This window comes from Treponema sp., assembly GCF_045641405.1.
Lineage (GTDB): Bacteria > Spirochaetota > Spirochaetia > Treponematales > Treponemataceae > Treponema_D.
This window is the reverse complement of sequence record NZ_JAZUGX010000035.1, coordinates 1-21,999: the sequence shown is the minus strand read 5'-3', so window position 1 is coordinate 21,999 and position 21,999 is coordinate 1. Positions and strand designations below refer to the sequence as shown.

Sequence of the window (21,999 nt, the reverse complement as noted above, 5' to 3'; positions counted from 1 at the left end):
GAGGAGTTTAACTATGGGAAGACATAAGAAATCAGTTAATCGTCCAGTTATGCCGGATGAAAGATACAACAGTGTGGTAATCTCTAAGTTCGTTTGCCGCATGATGCTCGATGGAAAGAAAGCAGTTTGCCAGCGCGTTGTTTACGATGCACTCGACAAGCTTAAGACAAAGACTGACAAGGATCCTCTCGAAGTATTCTTGAAGGCTCTTGATAATGTAAAGCCAAGCGTAGAGGTTAAGTCTCGTCGTGTTGGTGGTGCAACATACCAGGTACCTATCGAAATCCGTGAAGCTCGTCGTGAAGCCCTCGGAATGAGATGGATGATCGCAGCTGCTCGCGCACGCAACGGTCATGGTATGGCAGAAACACTTGCTGCTGAAATCTTTGATGCTTTCAACAACACAGGTTCTGCATACAAGAAGAAGGAAGATACACACAAGATGGCAGAAGCAAACAAGGCTTTTGCACACTTCCGCTTCTAGTCAAGGGGAATTCCCCAAGACGGACAAAGGCGCCCTTTCGGGCGCTTTTTCTATTTTAAGGCTTGAAAGAATTTGACGAAAAATTACTTTGACCACTTGAATATATTTCAAATAAATTGTATAAATGTGCAACTGTATACCGCCCATATTGGGTTTGCTGTGCGCTCGCATGGCAGGGTTCTTTGAGAAGTCAGACGGACGGTTTGGATGACTGTCTGGTAGAAATCGTAAAGCCAACTTGAGATAGTTCGCAGGTTTTTACACCCGGATACAGAGAGGAAGACTGTTAGTTTTCTTCTATAAATGAACTGAGATTCGGAGATTCTGACGGATTTCACGCCAGTGAATGAAAGTTCTTGATGTCATACCGATTTCCAGAGTTTGGGAATGGCAGGTGATACGGAACAACTGCTTCGAATTGATGAAACAGGTGAATATAAATTGTCAAGACAATCTATTCATCTCATAGCATAGGTAAAGTGTGATTGCGAAAGTGTCGTTGCCTTTTAGGTGCGATATTTTCTGGCTTAAAGTGCAACACATTAAATAATTTTATATGCCGCAGAAAGAAAATCTGAAAGGCAAGGAGAAAAATCATGGCTAAGGAAGAGTTCAACAGAACAAAACCTCACATGAACGTTGGTACTATCGGTCACGTTGACCATGGTAAGACTACATTGTCAGCTGCTATCACAACATATTGTGGTAACAAGTACGGTGACAAGGTTCTTAAGTACGATGAAATCGACAATGCTCCAGAAGAGAAGGCACGTGGTATCACAATCAACTCTCGCCACCTTGAGTATCAGTCAGACAAGAGACACTATGCTCACATCGACTGTCCAGGACATGCTGACTACATCAAGAACATGATCACTGGTGCTGCACAGATGGATGGTTCTATCCTCGTTATCGCTGCAACAGACGGTGTTATGGCTCAGACAAAGGAACACCTTCTTCTCGCTCGCCAGGTAGGTGTACCAAAGATCATCGTATTCCTTAACAAGGTAGATGCTCTTGACGGTGATGAAGAAATGCTCATGATGGTTGAAGAAGATGTTAAGGATACAATCCAGTCATACGGATTCTCAGCTGACACACCAATCATCAAGGGTTCTGCATTCAAGGCTCTCAATGAATCTAGCCCAGAAAACACAGCTTGTATCGAAGAACTCCTTACAGCTATGGATACATGGTTCGATGATCCAGTTCGCGATGATCAGAAGCCATTCTTGATGCCAATCGAAGACATCTTCACAATCACAGGTCGTGGTACAGTTGTTACTGGACGTATCGAACGCGGTGTAATCCACATGGGTGATGCTGTTCAGATCGTTGGTATCCGTCCAACACAGGATACAACAGTTACAGGTATCGAAATGTTCAACAAGACACTCCAGGAAGGATGGGCTGGTGACAACGCTGGTATCCTCGTTCGTGGTATTGAAAAGAAGGACGTTATCCGTGGACAGGTTCTTGCTGCACCAAAGTCAATCAACCCACACACAAAGTTCGAAGCTCAGATCTACGTTCTTACAGAAAAGGAAGGTGGACGCCACAGCCCATTCTTCACAGGTTATCGCCCACAGTTCTACTTCAGAACAACAGATATTACTGGTACAGTAAATCTCGAAGCTGGTGTAGACATGGTTAAGCCAGGTGACAACGTTAAGATCAACGGTGAACTTATCCACCCAATCGCTATGGACGAAGGTCTCAAGCTCGCTATCCGTGAAGGCGGACGCACAATCGCTTCTGGCCAGGTTACAAAGATCATCGAATAGTTTTTTAATGAACGAATGGAGGGGTTCGCAAGGGCCTCTTCATTCAAGTGGAGTAAGTCATGGCAAACGGCAAGATTCGTGTACACCTTCGTGCATTCGATGTATCACTCATCGATCAGAGCGCTAAGGATATCGTACAGCAGGTAAAGGCAGCAGGAGCTGAGGTTTCAGGACCAATTCCGCTCCCTACAAGAATCAACAAGATCACAGTGCTTCGTTCAGTTTTCGTAAACAAGAAGTCACGTGAGCAGTTCGAAATGAGAACACACAAGCGTCTCATCGACATCATCGAACCTAGCTCAGAAGTAATGGATTCTTTGATGAAGCTTGAACTTCCTGCAGGTGTTGACGTAGAAATTAAACAGTTTTAATAGCGGCTCGTAGAGCGGCTTAAAAAAAACGGTAACGGTCCCCTGGATCGGGGATGGCGGCCGATGGGAATACAGACAAAAGGTTTGTACTTCCAAATAGGAGATTCAGATGAAAGGTCTGATGGCAAAAAAAGTAGGAATGACACAGGTTTTTGACGAAAACGGCAATCTGATTCCAGTAACCGTGATCCATGTTGAACCTAACACTGTTGTTGCTACAAAGACAAAGGAAAAGTGCGGTTATGACGCTGTTGTTCTTGGTCTTGGCGAAATGAAAGCTAAGCATGTAACAAAGCCATATGCAAAGCAGTTTCCAGAAAACATTACACCAAAGCGCCAGTTGAAGGAATTCCGCGATTACGAAGTGGAAGTAAACGTAGGCGATAAGCTCGGTGTAGAATTGTTTGAAAAGGTTCGTTTCATCGACGTAACTGCTACCTCTAAGGGTAAAGGTTTCCAGGGTGTAATGAAGAGATGGGGTTTCCATGGTGGACGCGCAACTCACGGTTCAAAGTTCCACAGAGAAGCCGGCGGTACAGGTGCTTGTACAACACCAGGACATACATTTAAGAACATTAAGATGCCTGGTCGTATGGGTTCTGATCGCGTAACAGTACAGAATCTCAAGGTTATTAAAGTTGACCCTGAGCTGAATGTTTTGATGGTTCGTGGTGCAGTTCCAGGTGTTAAGAATTGTACTCTTATCGTTAAGACAGCAGTTAAGAGAAAGTAGGTCGGGGGAATAGTATTATGGAAAAGAAAGTCTATTCAATCGATGGCAAAGAACTCAGAACAATCAATCTTGATGACAAAGTTTTCAACCTTCCAGTCAACGAAGATGTAATCTACTATGCCATCACAAACGAATTGGCAAATAAGCGTGTTGGTACAGCTTGTACAAAGACACGTGCAGAAGTTCATGGTTCAAATGCAAAGCCTTACAAGCAGAAGGGAACAGGTAATGCTCGTCGTGGTGATAAGAAGTCTCCACTTTGCGTTGGCGGCGGTACAATCTTTGGACCAAAACCACGTGATTACAGCTATGCAATTCCTAAGAAAGAGAAGCGTCTTGCAATGAAGACAATCCTCAGCATGAGAGCACAGAGCGACATCCTTACAGTAGTTGAAGACTTTACTGTAGAAAGCGGAAAGACAAAGGATCTCGTAAAGATCCTCAACAACTTCGCTAAGGACACACGCACAGTAATCCTTCTTAAGGATGATGATGCAAAGATCAAGCTCGCAGGAAGAAATATTCCTACACTTTCATTCTTGTCTTTCAATCGTCTTCGCGCACACGATCTCTTCTACGCTAGAAAGATCATCATGCTCGAAAGCGCTGCAAAGAATCTTTCTGAATTCTATGCTGATGAAAAGGAGGCTAAATAATGACATTCGAAGATGTACTTATTAGACCAGTTCTTTCTGAAAAGGCAACAGCACTTCGTGAACAGAATAAATATACATTTATTGTTGCTCCATCTGCTACAAAGATTCAGATCAAGGAAGCTGTACGCAAGCTTTTCAATGTAAAGGTTGTAGACTGCACAACAGTTAACGTACAGGGAAAGATGAAACGTCTCCGTGGCCCAGCAGGACGCACTGCTTCTTACAAGAAGGCAGTTGTTAAGTTGGCACCTGGTGAAACAATTAAGGTATTCGAAGGCGTTTAAGCCTTTGATTAATTAACAAAGGGGAACCTTATGGCTCTTAAGATATTCAAACCTTATTCAAAAGGTACACGCGGCCGTGTTGACTTGGTACGCGAAGAAATTACAGCCGACAAACCCGAGAAAAGCCTCACATCTGGACGCAAGGCTTGCGCTGGACGTGGACAGGGCGGACGCATTTCCGTTCGTCACCAGGGTGGCGGTCACAAGAGAAAGTATCGTGAAATCGACTTCAGACGCGATAAGCACGGTATTCCTGGAACAGTAAAGACAATCGAATACGATCCATTCCGCAGTGCAAACATTGCTTTGATTGCATATGCTGATGGTGAAAAGCGTTACATTATTGCTCCACAGAAGCTTACAGTTGGTCAGAAGATCATGTCTGGTGAAAATGCAACTCCTACAGTTGGAAATGCACTTCCACTCAACGCAATCCCTGTAGGTTTCATCATCCACAATGTTGAACTTACACTCGGTCGTGGTGGACAGCTTGTTCGCTCTGCAGGTGCTGGTGCACAGGTAGCTGGTGTTGACGGTGAATACGTAACAATCAAGCTCCCATCTGGTGAACTTCGCCGTGTAAATGGAAAGTGCTATGCAACAATCGGTATTGTTGGTAACGAAGAACGTATGAACACAAAGCTTGGAAAGGCTGGACGCAACAGATGGCGTGGTGTTCGCCCAACAGTTCGTGGTATGGCAATGAACCCAGTTGATCACCCACTTGGTGGTGGTGAAGGCGCAGGAAAGGGTCACCTTCCTGTTACTCCTTGGGGTCAGCCTTGTCGTGGATATAAGACACGCAACAAGAGAAAGACTTCAAGCCGCTTCATTATTAGCCGCCGTAAGAAGTAGGATAGGAGTTAATCGTGTCAAGATCAGTTAAGAAAGGACCTTTTATTGAGAAGTCTCTCTATAAGAAGGTTTTAGAAATGAACAAAGCATCAGCAGCTGATAAGAAAATGATTAAAACTTATTCCCGCTGCTCAACAATTATTCCTGAAATGGTTGGAAACACTATTTCAGTTCACAACGGAAAGTCATGGATTCCTGTATATGTTACAGAAAACTTGGTAGGCCACAAGCTTGGTGAGTTTGCTGCAACAAGAACATTCAAGGGACATGGCGGCGACAAAGCTGCAAAGAAATAAGGGAGTGTGACATATTATGGCAGAAAAGAAAGGCTATGTAGCCACAACAAAATTCCTTATTGCATCACCTACAAAGGTTCGTCCTGTAGCTAACGTAGTAAAGAAGATGTCATGCTCAAAAGCATTGGCAACTCTTGAAGTTATGCCACAGAAGGGTGCAAAGCTCATCAGCGGTACATTAAAGTCTGCTGTAGCTAATGCTCTTAACCAGAACAAACAGCTTGACGAAGATATGCTCGTAATCAAGGAAATTCGCATTGACGAAGGTCCAAGACTCAAGAGAGTATGGTTCCGCGGCCGCGGTCGTGCAGATCAGCTCCTCAAGAGAATGTGTCATATCACAGTTGTAGTTGACGAAAAGGCGGGAAAATAATGGGTCAGAAAGTTAATCCTATCGGTTTACGCCTTGGTGTAAACAAGACATGGCAGTCTCGTTGGTATGCTAATTCACGTGATTATGCAGACCTTTTCTTGGAAGATATGAAGATCCGCAAGATTGTCGGTGAACTTCCAGAATGCAAGAACGCAGACATTGCTGAAATTGAAATCGTACGTCACCCACAGCGTGTTACAATCGTAATTCACACTGCACGCCCAGGTGTTATCATCGGTGTTAAGGGTGCTACAATCGAAAAGATAAGTGCAGATATCCAGAAGCAGCTTACAAAGAAAGTTGTAATCAAGATCAAGGAAATCAAACGTCCTGAAGTTAATGCTTCTCTTATCGCACAGAATGTTGGACGTCAGCTTATGGGTCGCGGTTCATTCCGCAAGGCTCTCAAGCAGTCAGCTTCTAACTGTATGAAGGGCGGAGCACAGGGTATCAAGATCCGTATCTCTGGCCGTATCGGTGGTGCTGATATGACTCGTTCAGAAGAGATTAAGGAAGGACGCGTTCCACTCCACACTCTTCGTGCAGACATCGACTATGGTACTTTTGAAGCTCTTACAACTTACGGTAAGATCGGTATCAAAGTTTGGGTTTACAACGGTATGAACTACGGTCACGAACAGAATGAAGATGCTGGTGAAGTAGTAAAGAGACCTCGCCGCAACAACGGCGATCGTAAGCCACGTGGTCCTAAATCTGAGGGAGGAAAAGTAGAAAATGCTTAGTCCTAAGAGAGTAGCTCACCGCAAAGTACAGCGCGGTCGCCCAACAGGCAATGCTACACGTGATAACTACCTTGACTTTGGTGAAGTAGCTCTTGTAGCTCTTGATCCAGCTTGGCTTTCTGCTAAGCACATCGAGGCAGCTCGTGTTGCTATCAACCGTTGTATTAACCGTCAGGGACAGTTGTGGACACGCGTGTTCCCAGACAAGCCTATTTCTAAGAAGCCTGCTGATACTCGTATGGGTAAGGGTAAGGGTTCTCCAGAATTCTGGGCTGCAGTAATCAAACCAGGTATGATCTTGTTTGAAGTAGGTGGAGTTGACAGAGCTCTTGCTGCTAAGGCAATGAGTCTTGCTGCTAGCAAACTTCCAATCAAGACAAAAGTGGCATTCCGCCCAACAGTAGAGTAGGAGTAAGAAAATGGCTAAAGACAAGAAGAACGACGTTAAAAACCTTTCTTATGACGAAATGGTTGCAAAGCGCAATGAACTTAAAAAACAGTACATGGACCTTCGCTTTCAGAGCGTACTTGGCCATGTAGAAAATCCAATGCAGAAGCGTGCAATCCGCAAGGACATCGCTCGCTTGAATACATTGATTCACATGCAGGATCTGGAGAAGTTCAGAGCAGCAGCACGTGAAGCAATTTCTGCAAAAAACTAGGAGCTGACCCGTGGAAGAACAGAATGTACAGTCAAAAGGTGCAAAGCGTTCATTCGTAGGTATCGTCACTAGCGACAAGATGGACAAAACTATCGTTGTTTCTATCGATACAAAGAAGATGGACCGCCTTTATAAGAAATACGTTACACGTACAAAGAAGTGCAAGGCCCACGATGAAAAGAACGAAGCACACACAGGTGACACAGTTCGTATCGTAGAATGCAGCCCGATCAGCAAAGATAAGTGCTGGCGTCTCGATGCTATCATCGAGAGAGCTAAATAAGCGAGGAGTAGAAGATTATGCTTCAGATGCAGTCAAAAATGGTTGTAGCCGATAACTCCGGAGCTAAATTAGTTCAGTGTATCAAGGTACTCGGTGGTTCACACCGCCGTTATGCCGGAATCGGTGACGTAGTAGTGGTAGCTGTTAAGGAAGCAATTCCAACATCTACAATTAAGGAAGGTTCAGTACAGAAGGCAGTAATCGTTCGCGTAGCAAAGGAATACCGCCGTCCTGATGGAACTTACATCCGCTTCGATGACAACGCTTGCGTTATCGTTGATGCAGATAAGAACCCTAAGGGAAAGCGTATTTTTGGACCAGTAGCTCGTGAGCTCCGTGATATGGACTACATGAAGATCGTATCACTTGCTCCGGAAGTACTCTAAGGAGTTGTCTAATGGAACACAAATACTCAATCCGTAGAGATGACAATGTAGAAATTCTTGCTGGAAAGGACAAGGGCAAGCGTGGAACAATCGTTCGTGTATTCGAAAAGAAGGGCAAGGGACGTGTAATTGTTTCAGGTTGTAATATTGTAAAGAAGGCAATGAAGAGAAGATCTCAGCAGGATGCTGGCGGAATCGCTGAAGTAGAAGCACCTCTTGATATCTCGAATGTAGGGATCGTATGTAAAAAGTGCGGTCGTCCTGTTAGAATTGGTTATAAACTTGACGGCGACAAGAAAGTTCGCGTTTGCCGCAAGTGTGGAGAAACACTGTAATGGAAAATTACGTACCACGGCTTAAGAAAGTCTATAAGGAAAAAATCGCTCCAGAGCTCTTTAAGGAACTCGGATATACATCCGCAATGCAGATTCCAGCAATCAAGAAGATTGTTGTAAGCATGGGTGTTGGCGAAGCTCTCACAAATAAGAAACTTCTTGATGCTGCAGTTACAGATCTCACTCAGATTACCGGCCAGAAAGCTGTTAAAACAAGAGCTAAGAAAAGTATTGCAAACTTCAAGCTTCGTGAGGGTCAGGAAGTAGGTGCTATGGTAACACTTCGTGGAAACATCATGTATGAATTCCTCGATCGTCTTATCAACGTTGCACTTCCTCGCGTTAAGGATTTCCGCGGAATCAAGGCAACTGGCTTTGACGGACACGGAAACTTCTCTCTTGGTATCACAGAACAGATTATCTTCCCGGAAATCGACTTTGATAAGATTGTCAAGATTTCTGGTATGAACATCTCGATTGTAACTAGCGCTCGTACTGATAACGAAGCACGTGCACTTCTTACAAAGTTCAACATGCCGTTTAGAAAGTAAGGAATAGTTCATGGCTAAGAAATCAATGATTATCAAAGCAAACCGCACTCCTAAATACAGCACACGTCAGTACAATCGCTGTAAGATCTGCGGTCGTCCACATGGATATTTGCGCAAGTTCAAGATTTGTCGTATCTGCTTCCGCAAATTAGCAAGTGAAGGCCTCTTACCAGGCGTCACAAAATCATCTTGGTAGTGACAGGAGAAAAGAATGGCAGCTTCAGACCCAATTGCAGACATGCTCGCAAAAGTCCAGAATGCGGCAAAGGCCGGTCATGAGAAAGTAGATGTACCTACTTCTAAGATGAAACTGGAAATTGTGAAGATCCTTAAGACAGAAGGATACATTAAGAACTTTAAGAAGGTTCAGGACGAAAATGAACACTCAATCATCCGCATCTTCTTGAAGTATGATGATTCAAACAAGGCAGTAATCCATGGAATGAAAAAGATTTCAACTCCAGGTCGCCGTGTTTACTCAGGTTACAAGGAATTACCACGCGTTTATAACGGTTATGGTACTTTGATTGTTTCAACATCTAGCGGTGTGACAACTGGCAAGAAGGCATCTGAAAAGATGGTTGGCGGCGAGTTGATCTGCCAGGTATGGTAATAGGAGGTTAGTATGGCATCTAAGATCGGAAAACTTCCTGTGGCTATTCCAGCAGGTGTTACTGTGTCAGTTGCAGACAATGTTGTAACTGCTAAGGGAGCTAAGGGCGAACTTACACAGAAGATCAATGACCTTGTAAAGGTTGAAGTTAAGGGAACAGAAGTAGTAGTTAACCCTTCAAATGAATCAAAGGCTGCTAGCGCAGCTCACGGTTTGTTCCGCGTGCTCATTGCCAACATGGTAAAGGGTGTAAGCGAAGGTTATACAAGAGTTCTCGTAAAGACTGGTGTTGGTTATCACTGGGAAGTTTCTGGTAATGTAATCAACATGAACCTTGGTTTCTCTTCTGACTTCGTAGTTGTAATTCCTGAAGGAATCACAGTTACTATCGACAAGGAAGAAAAGCTTACAATCACTGGAATCGACAAGCAGAAGGTTGGTGAATTCAGTGCTCAGATTCGTAAATTGCGTGCTCCAGAACCTTATAAGGGAAAGGGTATCCGCTATGAAAACGAAGTTATCAGACGCAAAGTTGGTAAGACTGGCGTAAAATAATAAGGTGAATTGATATGATCAGAAAACTTAGTGATAAGCAAAGAAAACGCCTGCATAGAAAGATTCACATTCGTAAGTCAATTTACGGAACAGCTGAACGTCCACGTTTGACAGTATTCAAGTCTGGACGCAATCTTTATGCTCAGGTTATCAACGACGATGAAGGCAAGACACTTGCTGCCATCTCAACATTGGAAAAGGATTTTGTTGCTCTCAAGGCTAACGTTGAAAGCGCAACAAAACTCGGAGAAGCTTTGGGTGCTCGCCTTAAGGAAAAGGGAATCGAAAAGGTTGTTTTTGACCGCAACGGTTACCTCTATCATGGTGTTGTAAAGGCCCTTGCTGACGCTACCCGCGCTGCCGGGATTGTATTCTAGGAGTGGCTATGGAACACCAGAAGAATTTTGACAAAAAGCCAGCTGACGAATTCGTAGAAAAGCTTGTTAAGCTTAACCGTACTGCAAAGACTGTAAAAGGTGGACGCAGAATGTCTTTCTCTGCACTTACAGTAGTAGGTGACAGAAAGGGACGCATCGGTTTCGGATTCGGTAAGGCTAATGATGTTACTGAAGCTATCAGAAAGAGCCTTGATAAGGCAAAGTCAAACCTTATCACAGTTCCAATGAAGAACGGAACTCTTCCACACGAAATGATTGGAAAGTACAAGAGCTCTGAGGTATTGCTCAAGCCTGCATGTCCTGGTACTGGTATTATTGCCGGTGGTCCTGTACGTGCAGTACTCGATGCATGTGGTATCACAGATGTTATCTCTAAATCACAGGGATCTCGCACTTCTGTAAACGTTGTACGTGCAACATTCAATGCTGTTGAAAAGATGATGGATGCACGTGCAGTAGCACAGAACCGCGGAAAGACTCTCAAGGACATGTGGGGCTGATTATGGCAAAAGTACGTATTACACTTGTTAGAAGCGTTATTGGACAGAAGCCTGAAAAGAGAGCTACTGTTAAGAGTCTTGGTCTTAAGAAGATCAGTTCTTCAGTTGAGCACGAAGCAAACGATGCTATCAAAGGCATGATCGCTTCAGTTGCTCACCTTGTAAAAGTAGAGGAGATTAACTAATGGCTAACGAAAATATGTTTGAATTGCATGCTCCTCGTGGTGCTAATAAAAAGCCAAAGCGTGTAGGTCGCGGTTCTTCATCTGGTCTCGGTTCTACAGCCGGTAAGGGTAACAAAGGACAGCAGTCACGCTCTGGTAGTGCAGTACCATACGTAGGATTCGAAGGTGGACAGATGCCTTTGTTCCGCCGTATTGCACGCCGTGGTTTCTCTAACGCTCCATTCAAGAAGATTTTTGCTTGCGTAAATCTTTGTGATCTCGAAGCAAAGTTCGCTGATGGAGAAACAGTAAACCGTGAGTCTTTGAAGGCTAAGGGTCTTATTGGTAAGGTTGTTGACGGAGTTAAGGTACTCGGAGACGGCGATATCACAAAGAAGCTTACAGTTGAAGTAGAAAAGATTTCTGCTTCTGCAAAGGACAAGGTTGAAAAGGCTGGTGGCTCAGTAAAGATTATTGAGAAAGCAGCCAAAGAATCAAAATAAAAACGTTGGAGTGACAAGATGGCAAACAATGCTATTGTAAACATGTTCAAAGTAAAAGAATTGCGCTCACGCCTTTTCTTTACATTGCTCATACTTGCTGTTTTCCGCTTGGGTAGTGTTCTTACTATCCCAGGCATCAATGCCACTTTGCTTCTGCAGTACTTCGAGAACATCGCAAGTGGTGCAGAAAGTGCGTTTGCCAGTTACATGGACTTTTTTGCGGGCGGTGCCTTCGAAAAATTCTCTGTATTGATGCTTGGTGTAATGCCTTACATCTCAACACAGATTATTCTTCAGCTCGCCCTCGTAATTTTCCCATCACTCAAGAGAATCGCTCAGGAAGATGGTGGTCAGCAGAAAGTGCAGTCATGGACAAGAATCGGTACAATCTTTGTATGTCTGATTCAGTCTATGGCAATAACAGTTTATGCTGATTCCATCAACCAGCAGGTTCCAGGTGCGATAATTTTCGACAATAAAGTCTATTTTAATCTTCTTGCCATCCTTACAGTAACCACAGGTTCTATGATTGCTGTATGGCTTGGTGATCAGATTACTGCACGTGGTATCGGTCAGGGTATCTCAATGATCATCTTTGCCGGTATCGTCGCACGTCTTCCAAGTGCTGTATATGAATTGGTTAAGAAGGTACAGAGCGGAGACATCAATGTTGTTTTCGTTATTGTGGCAGTATTCCTCTTCCTTGCAATCATCGGTTTTGTCGTATTTGAACAGTCTGGTGAACGCAAGATACCTGTACATTATGCAAAACGCGTTGTAGGACGCAAGATGTACGGTGGACAGAGCACATACATACCTTTCAAGATCAATCCATCGGGAGTTATTCCAATCATCTTTGCTTCTGCATTCCTTACATTCCCACTTCAGATTGCAAACAGCCTTTCTTCTAAAGCTACATGGCTTTCGAAGGTTGCAGCAACTTTGAACCCACTTGGATTCTGGTATAATTTTATTGAAGTTTTGTTGATCATCTTCTTTGCATACTTCTACACTCAGGTAACACTGAACCCTACAGAAATCGCAAAGAATATCCGTGAAAACGGTGGTTCTATTCCAGGAATCAGAACAGACATGACTGAAAAATATCTTCAGAAGGTTTTGAACCGTCTGATTCTTCCTGGTTCTTTGTATCTTGCAGCAATCGCATTGTTGCCTACAATCATCCAGATCATCTTCAAGTTCCCAGCACAGATTTCTATGCTCATGGGTGGAACTTCGCTCTTGATTCTGGTTGGTGTTGATATCGATACAATGGCACAGGTTGAGGCTCTTCTTAAGATGCATCACCATGATGGTCTTACAAAGAAGGGATTGAAGTCTCGCGGACTCTAGTTTCTGAATGTTTACTGCCAGTGATTATGTCACTGGCTAGTATTATTTTCAGAAAAAGTGTCTTAAGGACTAGATTAAGTAAGGAAAAACTTGTATACTAGCGCACCGCTATCTAGGTTGATTTGCGGTGTTGCCAAATTGTAGTTCATGGTGAAACTATGTCACTTCGAACTGCCATGATTTGGTAAGTAGAAAATGTTTTTTCAAGGGGACTTTTATGAAAGTACGCACAAGCGTGAAGCCCATCTGCGACAAATGTAAGGTAATCAAGAGAAACGGCGTAGTTCGTATTATCTGTGAAAACCCAAAGCACAAGCAGAGACAGGGTTGAGGAGTAACTGATGGCACGTATTTCGGGAGTTGACCTCCCAAACAAGCATGTCAACATTGCATTGACATATGTATATGGTATTGGACGCTCATCAGCTAACAAGATTTGCGAAGAAACAAAGGTAGATCCAAATGTTCTCATCAATGACCTTTCGGAAGACGACCTTACAAAGCTTCGTAAGTACATCGATGAAAACATTAAGACTGAAGGACGTCTTCGCTCAGAAATCGGTCTTAACATCAAGCGTCTTATCGACATTGGAAGCTATCGTGGACAGCGCCACCGCAAGGGATTGCCTGTTCGTGGACAGCGCACTCGCACTAATTCTCGCACACGCAAGGGTAAGAAGAAGACCGTTGCTAACAAGAAGAAGGCTTAAGCGGAGGTAGACGATGGCAGCAACAAACGGAAAGAAAAGAAAAGAGAAAAAGAGCGTTTTTGAAGGTAACATCTACATTCAGGCTACTTTCAACAACACTATTGTTACAATCACTGATCTTAGAGGAAACGCAATTTCTTGGGCTTCTTCTGGTGGTCTGGGATTCCGCGGAGCAAAGAAATCAACTCCATTTGCAGCTCAGTCAGTAGCAGAAACAGCTGTTCAGAGAGCAGCAAGCTATGGTCTTCGTGAAGTGCATGTGTTTGTAAAGGGACCAGGAATGGGTCGTGAAAACGCAATCCGTGTTCTTGGAACTTTGGGACTCAAGGTTAAGTCAATTTCTGATATTACACCTATCCCACACAATGGATGTCGTCCACGCAAGACACGCCGTATGTAATGACTGGGTTAACCTATTCCAACGGTTTCGGTTGGGTTATAGGTTAATAGTTCAAACGCTTGGAAGGGACATTGTTCTTTTCAAGAAAATTAAAGGAGTTCAGATTGGCTCGCAAAAATCTGCTTAAGGGTTTTAAAAAACCAAAGGGAATTACATTTGAACATCTTGAGAACAATCCAAATTACGGAAAGTTCACTGCTTATCCTTTTGAACCAGGATTCGGTACAACAGTAGGAAACACACTCCGCCGCGTACTTCTTTCTTCAATTCAGGGATATGCAATTTCTTCAGTTCGCATCACATCATATGATGCAGACGGTGTTCCACATGTTATTTCAAGTGAATTCGAAACAATTCCAAATATTTCTGAAGATACTTTGGAAGTTTTGAACAGCTTAAAACAGATTCGCTTGCGTTTGCCGCGGGATGTAGAACAGGAAACATTCACCTACGAATTCAAAGGACCAGGCACTGTAAAAAGTGATGATCTTGAGAAGGAAGGTCAGCTTGAAATCATGACTAAGGGTCTTGAGATCTTTACAATGATGGACGGTGCCCACTTGGATATCGAATTCCAGGTTGACCTTGGTAGAGGCTATGTTCCTGCAGAAGTAAACGAGCACTACATTGAAGTTGTCGGTACAATTGCAATGGACTGTATCTTTACTCCTGTTCCAAAGGTTAAATATTCCATTGAACCTTGCCGCGTAGGACAGCGTAACGATTACGATAAATTGGTTCTTGAGATTTGGACTGATGGATCAATCACTCCAGAAGATGCTCTTGCTGAGGCTGCAAAGATTGCAAAGGATTATTTTGCTATCTTCGTTAACTTCAACGAAAGTGACTACCCAACTGGTGATGACCCAATTGAAGGTGACGAGCAGATTCGTAAGCTGCTTACAACTTCAGTAGAAGAACTTGAACTTTCAGTTCGCAGTTCAAACTGCCTTAAGAATGCAGGTATTAAAACTATTGGTGAGTTGACTAAGAAGACAGAGGATGAACTTTCGAAGACACGTAATTTCGGAAAGAAGTCTCTCGAGGAGATCAAGGGCAAGCTCGAAGAGCATGGTCTTAATCTTGGAATGACTGATTACAGCCACGTTAAAGACGTTGACTTGGTTAACAGACACAAGGAAGAAAACGAATGAACCACAAGAATGGATTTAATCCGCTTTCACGTACAACAGCCCACCGCCGTGCAATGACACGCAATATGGTAACTTCTCTTTTCAGATACGAACGTATCACAACAACAGAAGCTAAGGCTAAGGAAGTACGCAAAGCTGCAGAAAAATTGATTACACGTGCAAAAGTAGATTCTGTTCACAACAGAAGAGAAGCTGCTAAATTCATCGCTGATGAAAAGATCCTTAACAAGCTTTTCACAGAAATCGGTCCACGCATGAAGGATCGCAACGGTGGATATACTCGCATTCTTAAGCTTGGCTTCCGCCAGGGAGATGCAGCAGACACTGTAATTTTTGAATTGGTTGACTACAAGTTGCCAGAAGCAGGTGCTGAAGATGCTAAGGCATCAAAGAAGTCTGCAAAAAAGGCTGAAGCTGAAAAGGCTGAAGCATAAGGAGTAAGCTATGTCTAAAGCACATCGTGGAACTGGAATCCGCAAAGAAGTAAACCATGGCCGTGGAACATGCCCAGTTTGTGGTAAAACACAGATCAAGGTTCTCTACGATCAGGATGTTGACGGAAAGAAAGTAAAGGTATGCAAGGTTTGTAAAGCTGCTCTTAAGAATAAGGCACAGAAAGAAGCAAGACTTGCTAAGAAAGCAGCTGCCGCTGAAGCTCCAGCAGAAGCACCAGCTGAGACACCAGCAGAAGCATAAGCTAATCGCTTAGAATTTCTGTTCAAGCCGCTCTTAATTCAAGGGCGGCTGTATTTTTTTAAACGGTATTGTCATGGTGAGTAAATGTAAAAAACGGCGCTGCATGAAATTGCATTTGCGTAGAAACTTTACATGTACTGTTAATTTCATTAAAATCATATAAAACAAAGGAGGAAAATTACATGAAATTTTCTAAGGTAATTTTTAATGGTATGATGGCTCTTGCAGCTGCCGCAGCTTTTGCTGCACCAAAGGCAGTTAAGATTGGTGGAGTTGCTCCACTTTCAGGCCCAGTTGCCGTATACGGTGTTGAATGCAAGAACGGTATTGACCTTGCTGTTGAAGAAATCAATGCAGCAGGTGGAATCAACGGTGCAAAGATCGTTTTCATCTGTGAAGATGATGAAGGTGATGCTGCAAAGTCTGTCAACGCATACAAGAAGCTTGTTTCAAAGGACAAGACACGTATCGTGATCGGTTCCTTGACATCTGGTTGTACACTTGCAATCACACAGCTTGCACAGGCACAGAATGTTCTTCAGGTTGCTCCAGCTGCTACAGCACCAGCAATCACAGATGCAGGTAACTTTATCTTCAGAACATGCTTCATTGACCCATTCCAGGGACGCGTTGGCGGTAAGTTTGCTGCTGACAATCTTGGATGCAAGAAGGCTGCAATTCTCTATGATATCGGAAATGACTACTCAGTAGGCCTTATGGAAAACTTTGAAAAGGAATTCAAGGCACAGGGTGGAGCAGTTGTGGCAAAGGAATCATATGGAACAGGAGATAAGGATTTCAATGCTCAGCTCACAAAGATCAAGGCTGCAAAGCCAGATGTAGTTTATCTCCCAGATTATTACGGAACAGTTGCCCTCATTGCAAAGCAGCTCCGTGCTCAGGGAATCAACACACCAATCGTTGGTGCTGACGGATGGGATGGACTTACAGAAAACGCAGGTGATGAAGTTCTTAATGGATACTACTCTAACCACTATGCAGAAGACTCAACAAGTCCAGCTGTTCAGAAGTTTGTAAAGGCATTCCAGAAAAAGTACAACAAGGCTCCAAACTCATTTGCAGCTCTTGGATACGACAGCGTATACATGCTCAAGGATGCAATGCTCAAGGCTGGAACAACAACAGATGTTGCAAAGATCCGTGCAGCATACGAAGCAACAAACGGTGACTATGTAACAGGTCACATCACATTCGATGCAAAGCGCAACCCAGTTAAGTCTGCAGTTATGATCAAGCTCGTTAAGAAGGACGGAAAGCTTGCTGCTGCCTACGAAGCAACAGTTGACGTAAAGTAATCGGTTGTAGATAATATTTACAGTTGAACAAAGGGGTTCATTTCGTTTATTCGGGATGAACCCTTTTTTATTTTAAAAAGTTAGGGTATAATATTCTGTCATATTTTGATGTAAAAATTTGGAGGAAACGGTGGATACATTCTTGAAACAATTTGTCAACGGACTTTCCCTTGGCAGTATCTATGCGCTTATAGCTCTTGGTTATACCATGGTTTACGGTATCGTTAAACTCATCAACTTTGCACATGGTGATGTAATGATGGTTGGTGCGTATACCGGTTATTTCATTCTTCGTGCAGTGGGTGCAACTCCATTTGGACTGTGCCTTGCATTTTTTGGTGCTATGATTGTCTGTTCAATTTTGAGCCTTGTAATTGAACGCTGTGCTTACAGACCTTTGCGCAATGCACCTCGACTTAATTCGCTTATTACGGCAATCGCTGTGGAACTTATTCTTCAGAATGCAATGCGTGTCATTCCTTTTGTTGGACCTAATCCTCGGCAGTTTCCGACAATGGATACAAAATTCTTCAACCTTGGGATCGTTCAGATTTCAAACATTCAGATCATCGTCATCGTTGCATCTGCAATCCTTATGGTTGTACTTAACTATGTAATCAACTATACAAAGACAGGTAAGGCAATGCGTGCCGTAAGCTACGACATGGGTGCTGCAAGTCTTATGGGTGTAAATGTAAATAAGACAATTGCAATTACATTCGTCATCGGTTCAGTTCTTGCTGGTGCTGGTGGTGTTCTCTATGCAACTGCATATCCACAGGTTGATCCTCTCATGGGTTACATTCCGGGCCTTAAGGCTTTCGTTGCTGCTGTTCTTGGTGGAATCGGAAGTGTGCCTGGTGCCATGGTTGGCGGTGTAATTCTTGGTATCGTTGAGACAATGACAAAGGCATATATTTCTTCTCAGTATGCCGATGCAATTTCATATTCAATCCTCATCATCATTCTCCTTGTAAAGCCAGCAGGTTTGCTTGGAAAGAAGAATGTGGTTAAGGTTTAAGGAGGACGAAAAATGAAAGATAACTTTATTAAAAATACAATAATTCTTGCAATTACTGCTGCGGTCCTTCTTATCGTTCCAGGGCTCTTGATGGACATTCCGTTGATTGAAGATGAATTCGGCGACAAGAATCCTTTGATCGATGCATATGTTGCGCAGATTCTTACTCTTGGTGGAATAAACGCAATCATGGCTTTGAGCGTTAACATGGTCTGCGGAATTACTGGTCAGCTTTCCCTTGGTCAGGCTGGATTTCAGGCTCTTGGTGCTTATGCTGTAATTCTTCTTACAACAAATTGTCATGTTCCGCTTCCTTTGAGCATCATTCTTGGTGGTCTTATAGCAGCATTCTTTGGCTTTCTCATCGGCTTTCCAACACTTAAGCTTGAAGGGGACTACCTTGCAATTGTAACTTTGGCATTCGGTGAAATCATCAGAATTTTCCTTGTGAATTTCAAGAATATAACTGGTGGTCCTAACGGAATGCAGTTCAGTACAATCTTTACGACTTCCCTTGATCACGGTCCAATCATTTCGTACACAGCAATCGTTGGAACTTTGATTGTGATCATCGTGCTTTTGCAGAACTTCCTTCGTTCAACTTACGGACGCGCAATCCTTGCTGTTCGTGAAGATGAAGTTGCCGCAAACAGCAGCGGCGTTGGAGTTTTCCGCTATAAGATGACAGGTTTTGTAATCGCATCCTTCATAGGTGGTATCGGTGGTGCGCTCTATGCTCCATTCATCGGTTTTGTTAAACCTGATCTTGCTTCATTCAACAACAGTATAAACCATCTGATCTATGTTGTTCTTGGCGGTATGGGTTCAGTTACTGGCGGAATCGTTGCAGCATTCGTCCTCACAATTCTTCAGGAAGCCTTGAGATTCCTCCGCGACTACAGACTTTTGATCTATCCTGTAATCCTTATCTTTGTAATGCTCTTTAGGCCTCAGGGACTTTTGGGAACAAAGGAACTCAGCTTTATAAAAACATACAACGGACTCTTTGGCTGGATCAAAGGTCTTTTAAGCAAGAATAAAAACAAGGGGGCAGAATAATGAGTGAAAATAAAGAACTGCTTCTTCGTGCAAAAGATATTTCCATAGTTTTCGGTGGACTCCGCGCAGTAAGTGACTTTAACCTTGAGCTATATCAGGGAGAACTCATAGGTCTTATTGGACCAAACGGTGCAGGAAAGACAACTGTATTCAATATGCTTAGCGGCGTTTACAAGCCAACTGAAGGAACAATCACTTTTGTTGACCGCAAGGGAAATCTTCAGGTAACAAGCGGAAAATCTCCAGCTCAGCTTAACGGAATTGGAATTGCCCGTACTTTCCAGAACATCCGTCTTTTTGGAAACCTCACTGTTGCAGAAAACATCAAGATTGCCCTTCATCAGACAAGAAAGGTTAATCCAATTGACGTTCTTTTCAGGACAAAGAAATTCCGCAAGGATGAAGAAGTGATGCAGGAACGCTCAAAGATTCTTCTCGAACTGTTCCACATGGAAGGCAAGATGAATGAACTTGCAAAAAATCTTCCTTACGGTGAACAGAGAAAGCTTGAAATCTGCCGTGCCCTTGCTTCCAATCCAAAGCTTCTTTTGCTTGATGAACCTGCAGCTGGTATGAACGAACAGGAAACTCATGAGCTTATGGAAATGATTTCTTTCATCCGTGAAAAGTTCAATCTTACAGTTCTTCTTATTGAACACGACATGAAGCTTGTCATGGGAATCTGCGAAAGGCTTCTGGTCCTTAACTATGGACGCGTTATTGCAGAAGGGTTGCCTGCAGAAATTCAGGCTAACGAAGAAGTAATCAAGGCATACCTTGGTTCTGGTTACACTGGAGGTAAAAAATGAGCATGCTTGAAGTAAAGGATCTTGTAGTATCTTACGGTGCAATCAAAGCTTTAAAGGGAATTTCTTTTAAAGTTGAACAGGGTGAAGTAATCACTTTGATCGGAAGCAACGGTGCTGGAAAAACAACAACACTCCACAGCATCAGCAATCTTATAAAAAAGGAAAGCGGTTCAATTCTTTTTGAAGGCGAAGACATTACAAATGTAAGCGCAGACAAAATCGTAAACCGTGGACTTATTCAGGTTCCAGAAGGACGCCGTGTTTTTGCAAACATGAGCGTTAAGGAAAACATTGAAATGGGTGCTTACCTTAGAAAGGACAAGGAAGAAATCAAAAAGGACATGGAATGGTGCTATGAACTATTTCCACGCCTTAAGGAACGTCTTGCTCAGATGGCGGGAACCCTTTCTGGCGGTGAACAGCAGATGCTTGCCATGGCCCGTGCATTGATGTCCAAGCCTCGCCTTCTTTTGCTTGATGAACCTTCAATGGGTCTTGCTCCAATTCTTGTTGATGAAATTTTCAACATCGTGCAGAAAATCAGCGCTGGCGGAACGACAATTCTTCTTGTTGAGCAGAATGCTTTCAAGGCACTCTCAATCGCAAACAGGGCATACATCCTTGAGACCGGTTCAATTGCAAAGGAAGGAATTGCTTCTGAACTTGCAAACGACGACGCTGTCAGAAAGGCATACTTGGGCGGCTGATAAGGTTCAGCATAAAATTCAAAAAATTTGTTGAATAATAAATTCAGTGGTATAATTTAAAGCATCTGCGATGTTCTTTTGCAGGTGCTTTTACTTTTAGGAGGTGCAGCTATGTTGGTTAAAGATGTAATGAATGATCATCCTCTTGTTATTGGTCCTGAAGCAAGTGTTCTGGATGCAAAAGAAATCATGACAAAAAACAAGGAAACAAAACTTGCGGTTGTTGATAAAAACGGAGTTCTTGTTGGCCTTTTGACAAACGCTGATTTGATAAAGGTAAGTCCAAGCAATGCAACGACTCTGGATATGTATGAACTTGGATACCTTTTGAGCAAGATGTCTGTTGAAAAAGCAATGGTCAAAAATGTAAAGACAACGACCGTTGAACAGACTGTGGAAGAAGCAGCTCGTCTTATGAAGGACTACGGAATCACATGTCTTCCTGTTGTTGACGGTGACATTCTCATCGGCATGATTACGCAGACAGACCTTTTTGAATGCTTCATCGAAATGTTCAGTACAAAGAATCCTGGAATCCGTGCAGTTGTAATTGTTGACGAAAAGCCTGGAATTCTTGCAAAGATTGCAGAAGCCGTTGCTGCAAAGAACGGTAACATCGTTTCTCTTGTGACATCTGATGTTCCTGATGAAAAGAGAAGGAAGATTACAATCAAGATTTCAGGAATCACAGAAACAGAGACAAAGAATCTTCTTGTGGACTGCTGTTGCCAGATGGAAGATGTAAGAAGCGTGTGATTATATTGCATGACATTAAAAGCGTGTTAATTAGACTGCAGGAGATTTATCGATTTAATTTTCTGCAGTTTTTTTATTAAGGCTATGTACGGAAATAGTGTTGCTGCGCCGATTGAGCCTGTCGAAATCAAGCAATATCCACAAAATATATGTGGTAGTTTCGAGGGCCTCAACCACCACAAATCATATAGCAACACTTTCTGCAGACATAGCCTTTATTATTAAAAGACAACCATTTCTTTTAAATCTAAATTTTAACATCAATAGTCGAAAAATATATAATAAAAAGGTCGAAAAATTTATATTAAGCTTGTAAACATAAAGAAAAACAGAAAAAATTCACGAATCTAAGATGTTGAAACGAGTTGGTTCTGATAAGTCTGGTAAGTGGGAGATCATTAATGACAGAAAATAATACACAATTGTTGATGTATGAATCAGCAGATGGAATTACAAAAATTGAAGTTAAAATGCAGGATGAAACTGTAT

General features: G+C 42.9%; 36 protein-coding genes. All 36 read left to right on the top strand.

Annotation, left to right across the window (positions count from 1 at the left end):
• Positions 1 to 13 precede the first annotated feature (13 nt).
• The 36 genes from rpsG to ACKI39_RS04960 all read left to right on the top strand — a co-directional run bounded on the left by rpsG (position 14) and on the right by ACKI39_RS04960 (position 21,510).
• Positions 14 to 484, top strand: a complete 471-nt coding sequence (gene rpsG, locus ACKI39_RS05135; RefSeq protein ID WP_407398301.1) for a 30S ribosomal protein S7 — start codon at positions 14 to 16, stop codon at positions 482 to 484.
• A gap of 596 nt (positions 485 to 1,080) precedes the next feature.
• The gene (tuf, locus tag ACKI39_RS05130; protein WP_407398299.1) at positions 1,081 to 2,268 is read left to right on the top strand and encodes an elongation factor Tu; all 1,188 of its coding nucleotides are present in this window, start codon (positions 1,081 to 1,083) and stop codon (positions 2,266 to 2,268) included.
• A 59-nt stretch (positions 2,269 to 2,327) separates the two neighbouring features.
• The gene (gene rpsJ / locus ACKI39_RS05125; protein WP_318690968.1) at positions 2,328 to 2,639 is read left to right on the top strand and encodes a 30S ribosomal protein S10; all 312 of its coding nucleotides are present in this window, start codon (positions 2,328 to 2,330) and stop codon (positions 2,637 to 2,639) included.
• 109 nt (positions 2,640 to 2,748) lie between these two features.
• The gene (gene rplC, locus ACKI39_RS05120; RefSeq protein ID WP_407398297.1) at positions 2,749 to 3,372 is read left to right on the top strand and encodes a 50S ribosomal protein L3; all 624 of its coding nucleotides are present in this window, start codon (positions 2,749 to 2,751) and stop codon (positions 3,370 to 3,372) included.
• A gap of 17 nt (positions 3,373 to 3,389) precedes the next feature.
• Positions 3,390 to 4,028: a 50S ribosomal protein L4 gene (gene rplD, locus ACKI39_RS05115; protein WP_407398295.1), complete on the top strand. Its 639-nt coding sequence runs from the start codon at positions 3,390 to 3,392 to the stop codon at positions 4,026 to 4,028.
• On the top strand, positions 4,028 to 4,312 hold the full coding sequence (locus ACKI39_RS05110; protein ID WP_407398293.1) for a 50S ribosomal protein L23: 285 nt from the start codon (positions 4,028 to 4,030) through the stop codon (positions 4,310 to 4,312). Before rplD ends, ACKI39_RS05110 begins: the two co-directional genes overlap by 1 nt.
• A gap of 30 nt (positions 4,313 to 4,342) precedes the next feature.
• Positions 4,343 to 5,167 carry a 50S ribosomal protein L2 gene (gene rplB, locus ACKI39_RS05105; protein ID WP_407398291.1) on the top strand — a complete coding sequence of 275 codons (825 nt, stop codon included), beginning with the start codon at positions 4,343 to 4,345 and terminating at the stop codon, positions 5,165 to 5,167.
• Between the two features lie 14 nt (positions 5,168 to 5,181).
• On the top strand, positions 5,182 to 5,463 hold the full coding sequence (gene rpsS, locus ACKI39_RS05100; RefSeq protein WP_318689304.1) for a 30S ribosomal protein S19: 282 nt from the start codon (positions 5,182 to 5,184) through the stop codon (positions 5,461 to 5,463).
• Between the two features lie 16 nt (positions 5,464 to 5,479).
• A complete protein-coding gene (gene rplV / locus ACKI39_RS05095) occupies positions 5,480 to 5,836 on the top strand; it encodes a 50S ribosomal protein L22 (RefSeq protein WP_318717931.1) in 357 nt (118 codons plus the stop codon).
• Entirely contained in the window at positions 5,836 to 6,579 is a 744-nt protein-coding gene (gene rpsC / locus ACKI39_RS05090) for a 30S ribosomal protein S3 (protein WP_407398288.1), read from the top strand. Before rplV ends, rpsC begins: the two co-directional genes overlap by 1 nt.
• A complete protein-coding gene (gene rplP, locus ACKI39_RS05085; protein ID WP_407398286.1) occupies positions 6,572 to 6,988 on the top strand; it encodes a 50S ribosomal protein L16 in 417 nt (138 codons plus the stop codon). The genes rpsC and rplP overlap by 8 nt, the downstream gene beginning before the upstream one ends.
• A 10-nt stretch (positions 6,989 to 6,998) precedes the next feature.
• The gene (rpmC, locus tag ACKI39_RS05080; protein ID WP_318717934.1) at positions 6,999 to 7,241 is read left to right on the top strand and encodes a 50S ribosomal protein L29; all 243 of its coding nucleotides are present in this window, start codon (positions 6,999 to 7,001) and stop codon (positions 7,239 to 7,241) included.
• A 10-nt stretch (positions 7,242 to 7,251) separates the two neighbouring features.
• Positions 7,252 to 7,524 (top strand): 30S ribosomal protein S17, encoded by a 273-nt coding sequence (gene rpsQ / locus ACKI39_RS05075; RefSeq protein WP_407398283.1) that lies wholly within the window; start codon positions 7,252 to 7,254, stop codon positions 7,522 to 7,524.
• 17 nt (positions 7,525 to 7,541) lie between these two features.
• A complete protein-coding gene (gene rplN / locus ACKI39_RS05070; RefSeq protein WP_318689310.1) occupies positions 7,542 to 7,910 on the top strand; it encodes a 50S ribosomal protein L14 in 369 nt (122 codons plus the stop codon).
• Between the two features lie 11 nt (positions 7,911 to 7,921).
• Positions 7,922 to 8,245: a 50S ribosomal protein L24 gene (gene rplX, locus ACKI39_RS05065; protein ID WP_407398281.1), complete on the top strand. Its 324-nt coding sequence runs from the start codon at positions 7,922 to 7,924 to the stop codon at positions 8,243 to 8,245.
• Positions 8,245 to 8,796, top strand: coding sequence for a 50S ribosomal protein L5 (rplE, locus tag ACKI39_RS05060; RefSeq protein ID WP_407398279.1), 552 nt, complete (start codon positions 8,245 to 8,247; stop codon positions 8,794 to 8,796). The genes rplX and rplE overlap by 1 nt, the downstream gene beginning before the upstream one ends.
• Before the next feature lie 10 nt (positions 8,797 to 8,806).
• Complete coding sequence (locus ACKI39_RS05055; protein ID WP_318689313.1) at positions 8,807 to 8,992, top strand: type Z 30S ribosomal protein S14; 186 nt, start codon at positions 8,807 to 8,809, stop codon at positions 8,990 to 8,992.
• A 15-nt stretch (positions 8,993 to 9,007) separates the two neighbouring features.
• Complete coding sequence (rpsH, locus tag ACKI39_RS05050; protein WP_318689314.1) at positions 9,008 to 9,409, top strand: 30S ribosomal protein S8; 402 nt, start codon at positions 9,008 to 9,010, stop codon at positions 9,407 to 9,409.
• Positions 9,410 to 9,421: 12 nt separating this feature from the next.
• Entirely contained in the window at positions 9,422 to 9,964 is a 543-nt protein-coding gene (rplF, locus tag ACKI39_RS05045; RefSeq protein ID WP_407398277.1) for a 50S ribosomal protein L6, read from the top strand.
• Positions 9,965 to 9,978: 14 nt separating this feature from the next.
• Complete coding sequence (rplR, locus tag ACKI39_RS05040) at positions 9,979 to 10,341, top strand: 50S ribosomal protein L18 (protein ID WP_407398275.1); 363 nt, start codon at positions 9,979 to 9,981, stop codon at positions 10,339 to 10,341.
• Positions 10,342 to 10,349: 8 nt separating this feature from the next.
• Positions 10,350 to 10,862: a 30S ribosomal protein S5 gene (gene rpsE / locus ACKI39_RS05035; protein WP_407398273.1), complete on the top strand. Its 513-nt coding sequence runs from the start codon at positions 10,350 to 10,352 to the stop codon at positions 10,860 to 10,862.
• A 2-nt stretch (positions 10,863 to 10,864) separates the two neighbouring features.
• Positions 10,865 to 11,047 (top strand): 50S ribosomal protein L30, encoded by a 183-nt coding sequence (rpmD, locus tag ACKI39_RS05030; RefSeq protein ID WP_318689318.1) that lies wholly within the window; start codon positions 10,865 to 10,867, stop codon positions 11,045 to 11,047.
• Entirely contained in the window at positions 11,047 to 11,529 is a 483-nt protein-coding gene (gene rplO, locus ACKI39_RS05025) for a 50S ribosomal protein L15 (RefSeq protein ID WP_407398271.1), read from the top strand. Before rpmD ends, rplO begins: the two co-directional genes overlap by 1 nt.
• Positions 11,530 to 11,547: 18 nt before the next feature.
• A complete protein-coding gene (gene secY / locus ACKI39_RS05020) occupies positions 11,548 to 12,882 on the top strand; it encodes a preprotein translocase subunit SecY (protein WP_407398268.1) in 1,335 nt (444 codons plus the stop codon).
• A gap of 217 nt (positions 12,883 to 13,099) precedes the next feature.
• Complete coding sequence (gene rpmJ, locus ACKI39_RS05015) at positions 13,100 to 13,213, top strand: 50S ribosomal protein L36 (RefSeq protein ID WP_318689321.1); 114 nt, start codon at positions 13,100 to 13,102, stop codon at positions 13,211 to 13,213.
• 10 nt (positions 13,214 to 13,223) lie between these two features.
• Positions 13,224 to 13,592, top strand: coding sequence for a 30S ribosomal protein S13 (rpsM, locus tag ACKI39_RS05010; RefSeq protein WP_318688978.1), 369 nt, complete (start codon positions 13,224 to 13,226; stop codon positions 13,590 to 13,592).
• A gap of 13 nt (positions 13,593 to 13,605) precedes the next feature.
• The gene (gene rpsK, locus ACKI39_RS05005; RefSeq protein ID WP_318688979.1) at positions 13,606 to 13,992 is read left to right on the top strand and encodes a 30S ribosomal protein S11; all 387 of its coding nucleotides are present in this window, start codon (positions 13,606 to 13,608) and stop codon (positions 13,990 to 13,992) included.
• Positions 13,993 to 14,096: 104 nt separating this feature from the next.
• On the top strand, positions 14,097 to 15,146 hold the full coding sequence (locus ACKI39_RS05000; RefSeq protein ID WP_407398265.1) for a DNA-directed RNA polymerase subunit alpha: 1,050 nt from the start codon (positions 14,097 to 14,099) through the stop codon (positions 15,144 to 15,146).
• Entirely contained in the window at positions 15,143 to 15,580 is a 438-nt protein-coding gene (rplQ, locus tag ACKI39_RS04995) for a 50S ribosomal protein L17 (RefSeq protein WP_407398263.1), read from the top strand. The genes ACKI39_RS05000 and rplQ overlap by 4 nt, the downstream gene beginning before the upstream one ends.
• 10 nt (positions 15,581 to 15,590) lie before the next feature.
• Positions 15,591 to 15,842, top strand: a complete 252-nt coding sequence (locus ACKI39_RS04990; RefSeq protein ID WP_318690986.1) for a hypothetical protein — start codon at positions 15,591 to 15,593, stop codon at positions 15,840 to 15,842.
• Positions 15,843 to 16,024: 182 nt separating this feature from the next.
• Entirely contained in the window at positions 16,025 to 17,158 is a 1,134-nt protein-coding gene (locus ACKI39_RS04985) for an ABC transporter substrate-binding protein (protein ID WP_407398261.1), read from the top strand.
• Positions 17,159 to 17,288: 130 nt separating this feature from the next.
• A complete protein-coding gene (locus tag ACKI39_RS04980; RefSeq protein ID WP_407398259.1) occupies positions 17,289 to 18,179 on the top strand; it encodes a branched-chain amino acid ABC transporter permease in 891 nt (296 codons plus the stop codon).
• Between the two features lie 12 nt (positions 18,180 to 18,191).
• Complete coding sequence (locus ACKI39_RS04975) at positions 18,192 to 19,238, top strand: branched-chain amino acid ABC transporter permease (protein WP_407398257.1); 1,047 nt, start codon at positions 18,192 to 18,194, stop codon at positions 19,236 to 19,238.
• Positions 19,238 to 20,047, top strand: coding sequence for an ABC transporter ATP-binding protein (locus ACKI39_RS04970; RefSeq protein WP_318690990.1), 810 nt, complete (start codon positions 19,238 to 19,240; stop codon positions 20,045 to 20,047). The genes ACKI39_RS04975 and ACKI39_RS04970 overlap by 1 nt, the downstream gene beginning before the upstream one ends.
• A gap of 2 nt (positions 20,048 to 20,049) precedes the next feature.
• Positions 20,050 to 20,754: an ABC transporter ATP-binding protein gene (locus ACKI39_RS04965; protein WP_318691015.1), complete on the top strand. Its 705-nt coding sequence runs from the start codon at positions 20,050 to 20,052 to the stop codon at positions 20,752 to 20,754.
• A gap of 111 nt (positions 20,755 to 20,865) precedes the next feature.
• The gene (locus ACKI39_RS04960; RefSeq protein WP_407398253.1) at positions 20,866 to 21,510 is read left to right on the top strand and encodes a CBS domain-containing protein; all 645 of its coding nucleotides are present in this window, start codon (positions 20,866 to 20,868) and stop codon (positions 21,508 to 21,510) included.
• The last annotated feature ends 489 nt before the right edge of the window (positions 21,511 to 21,999 follow it).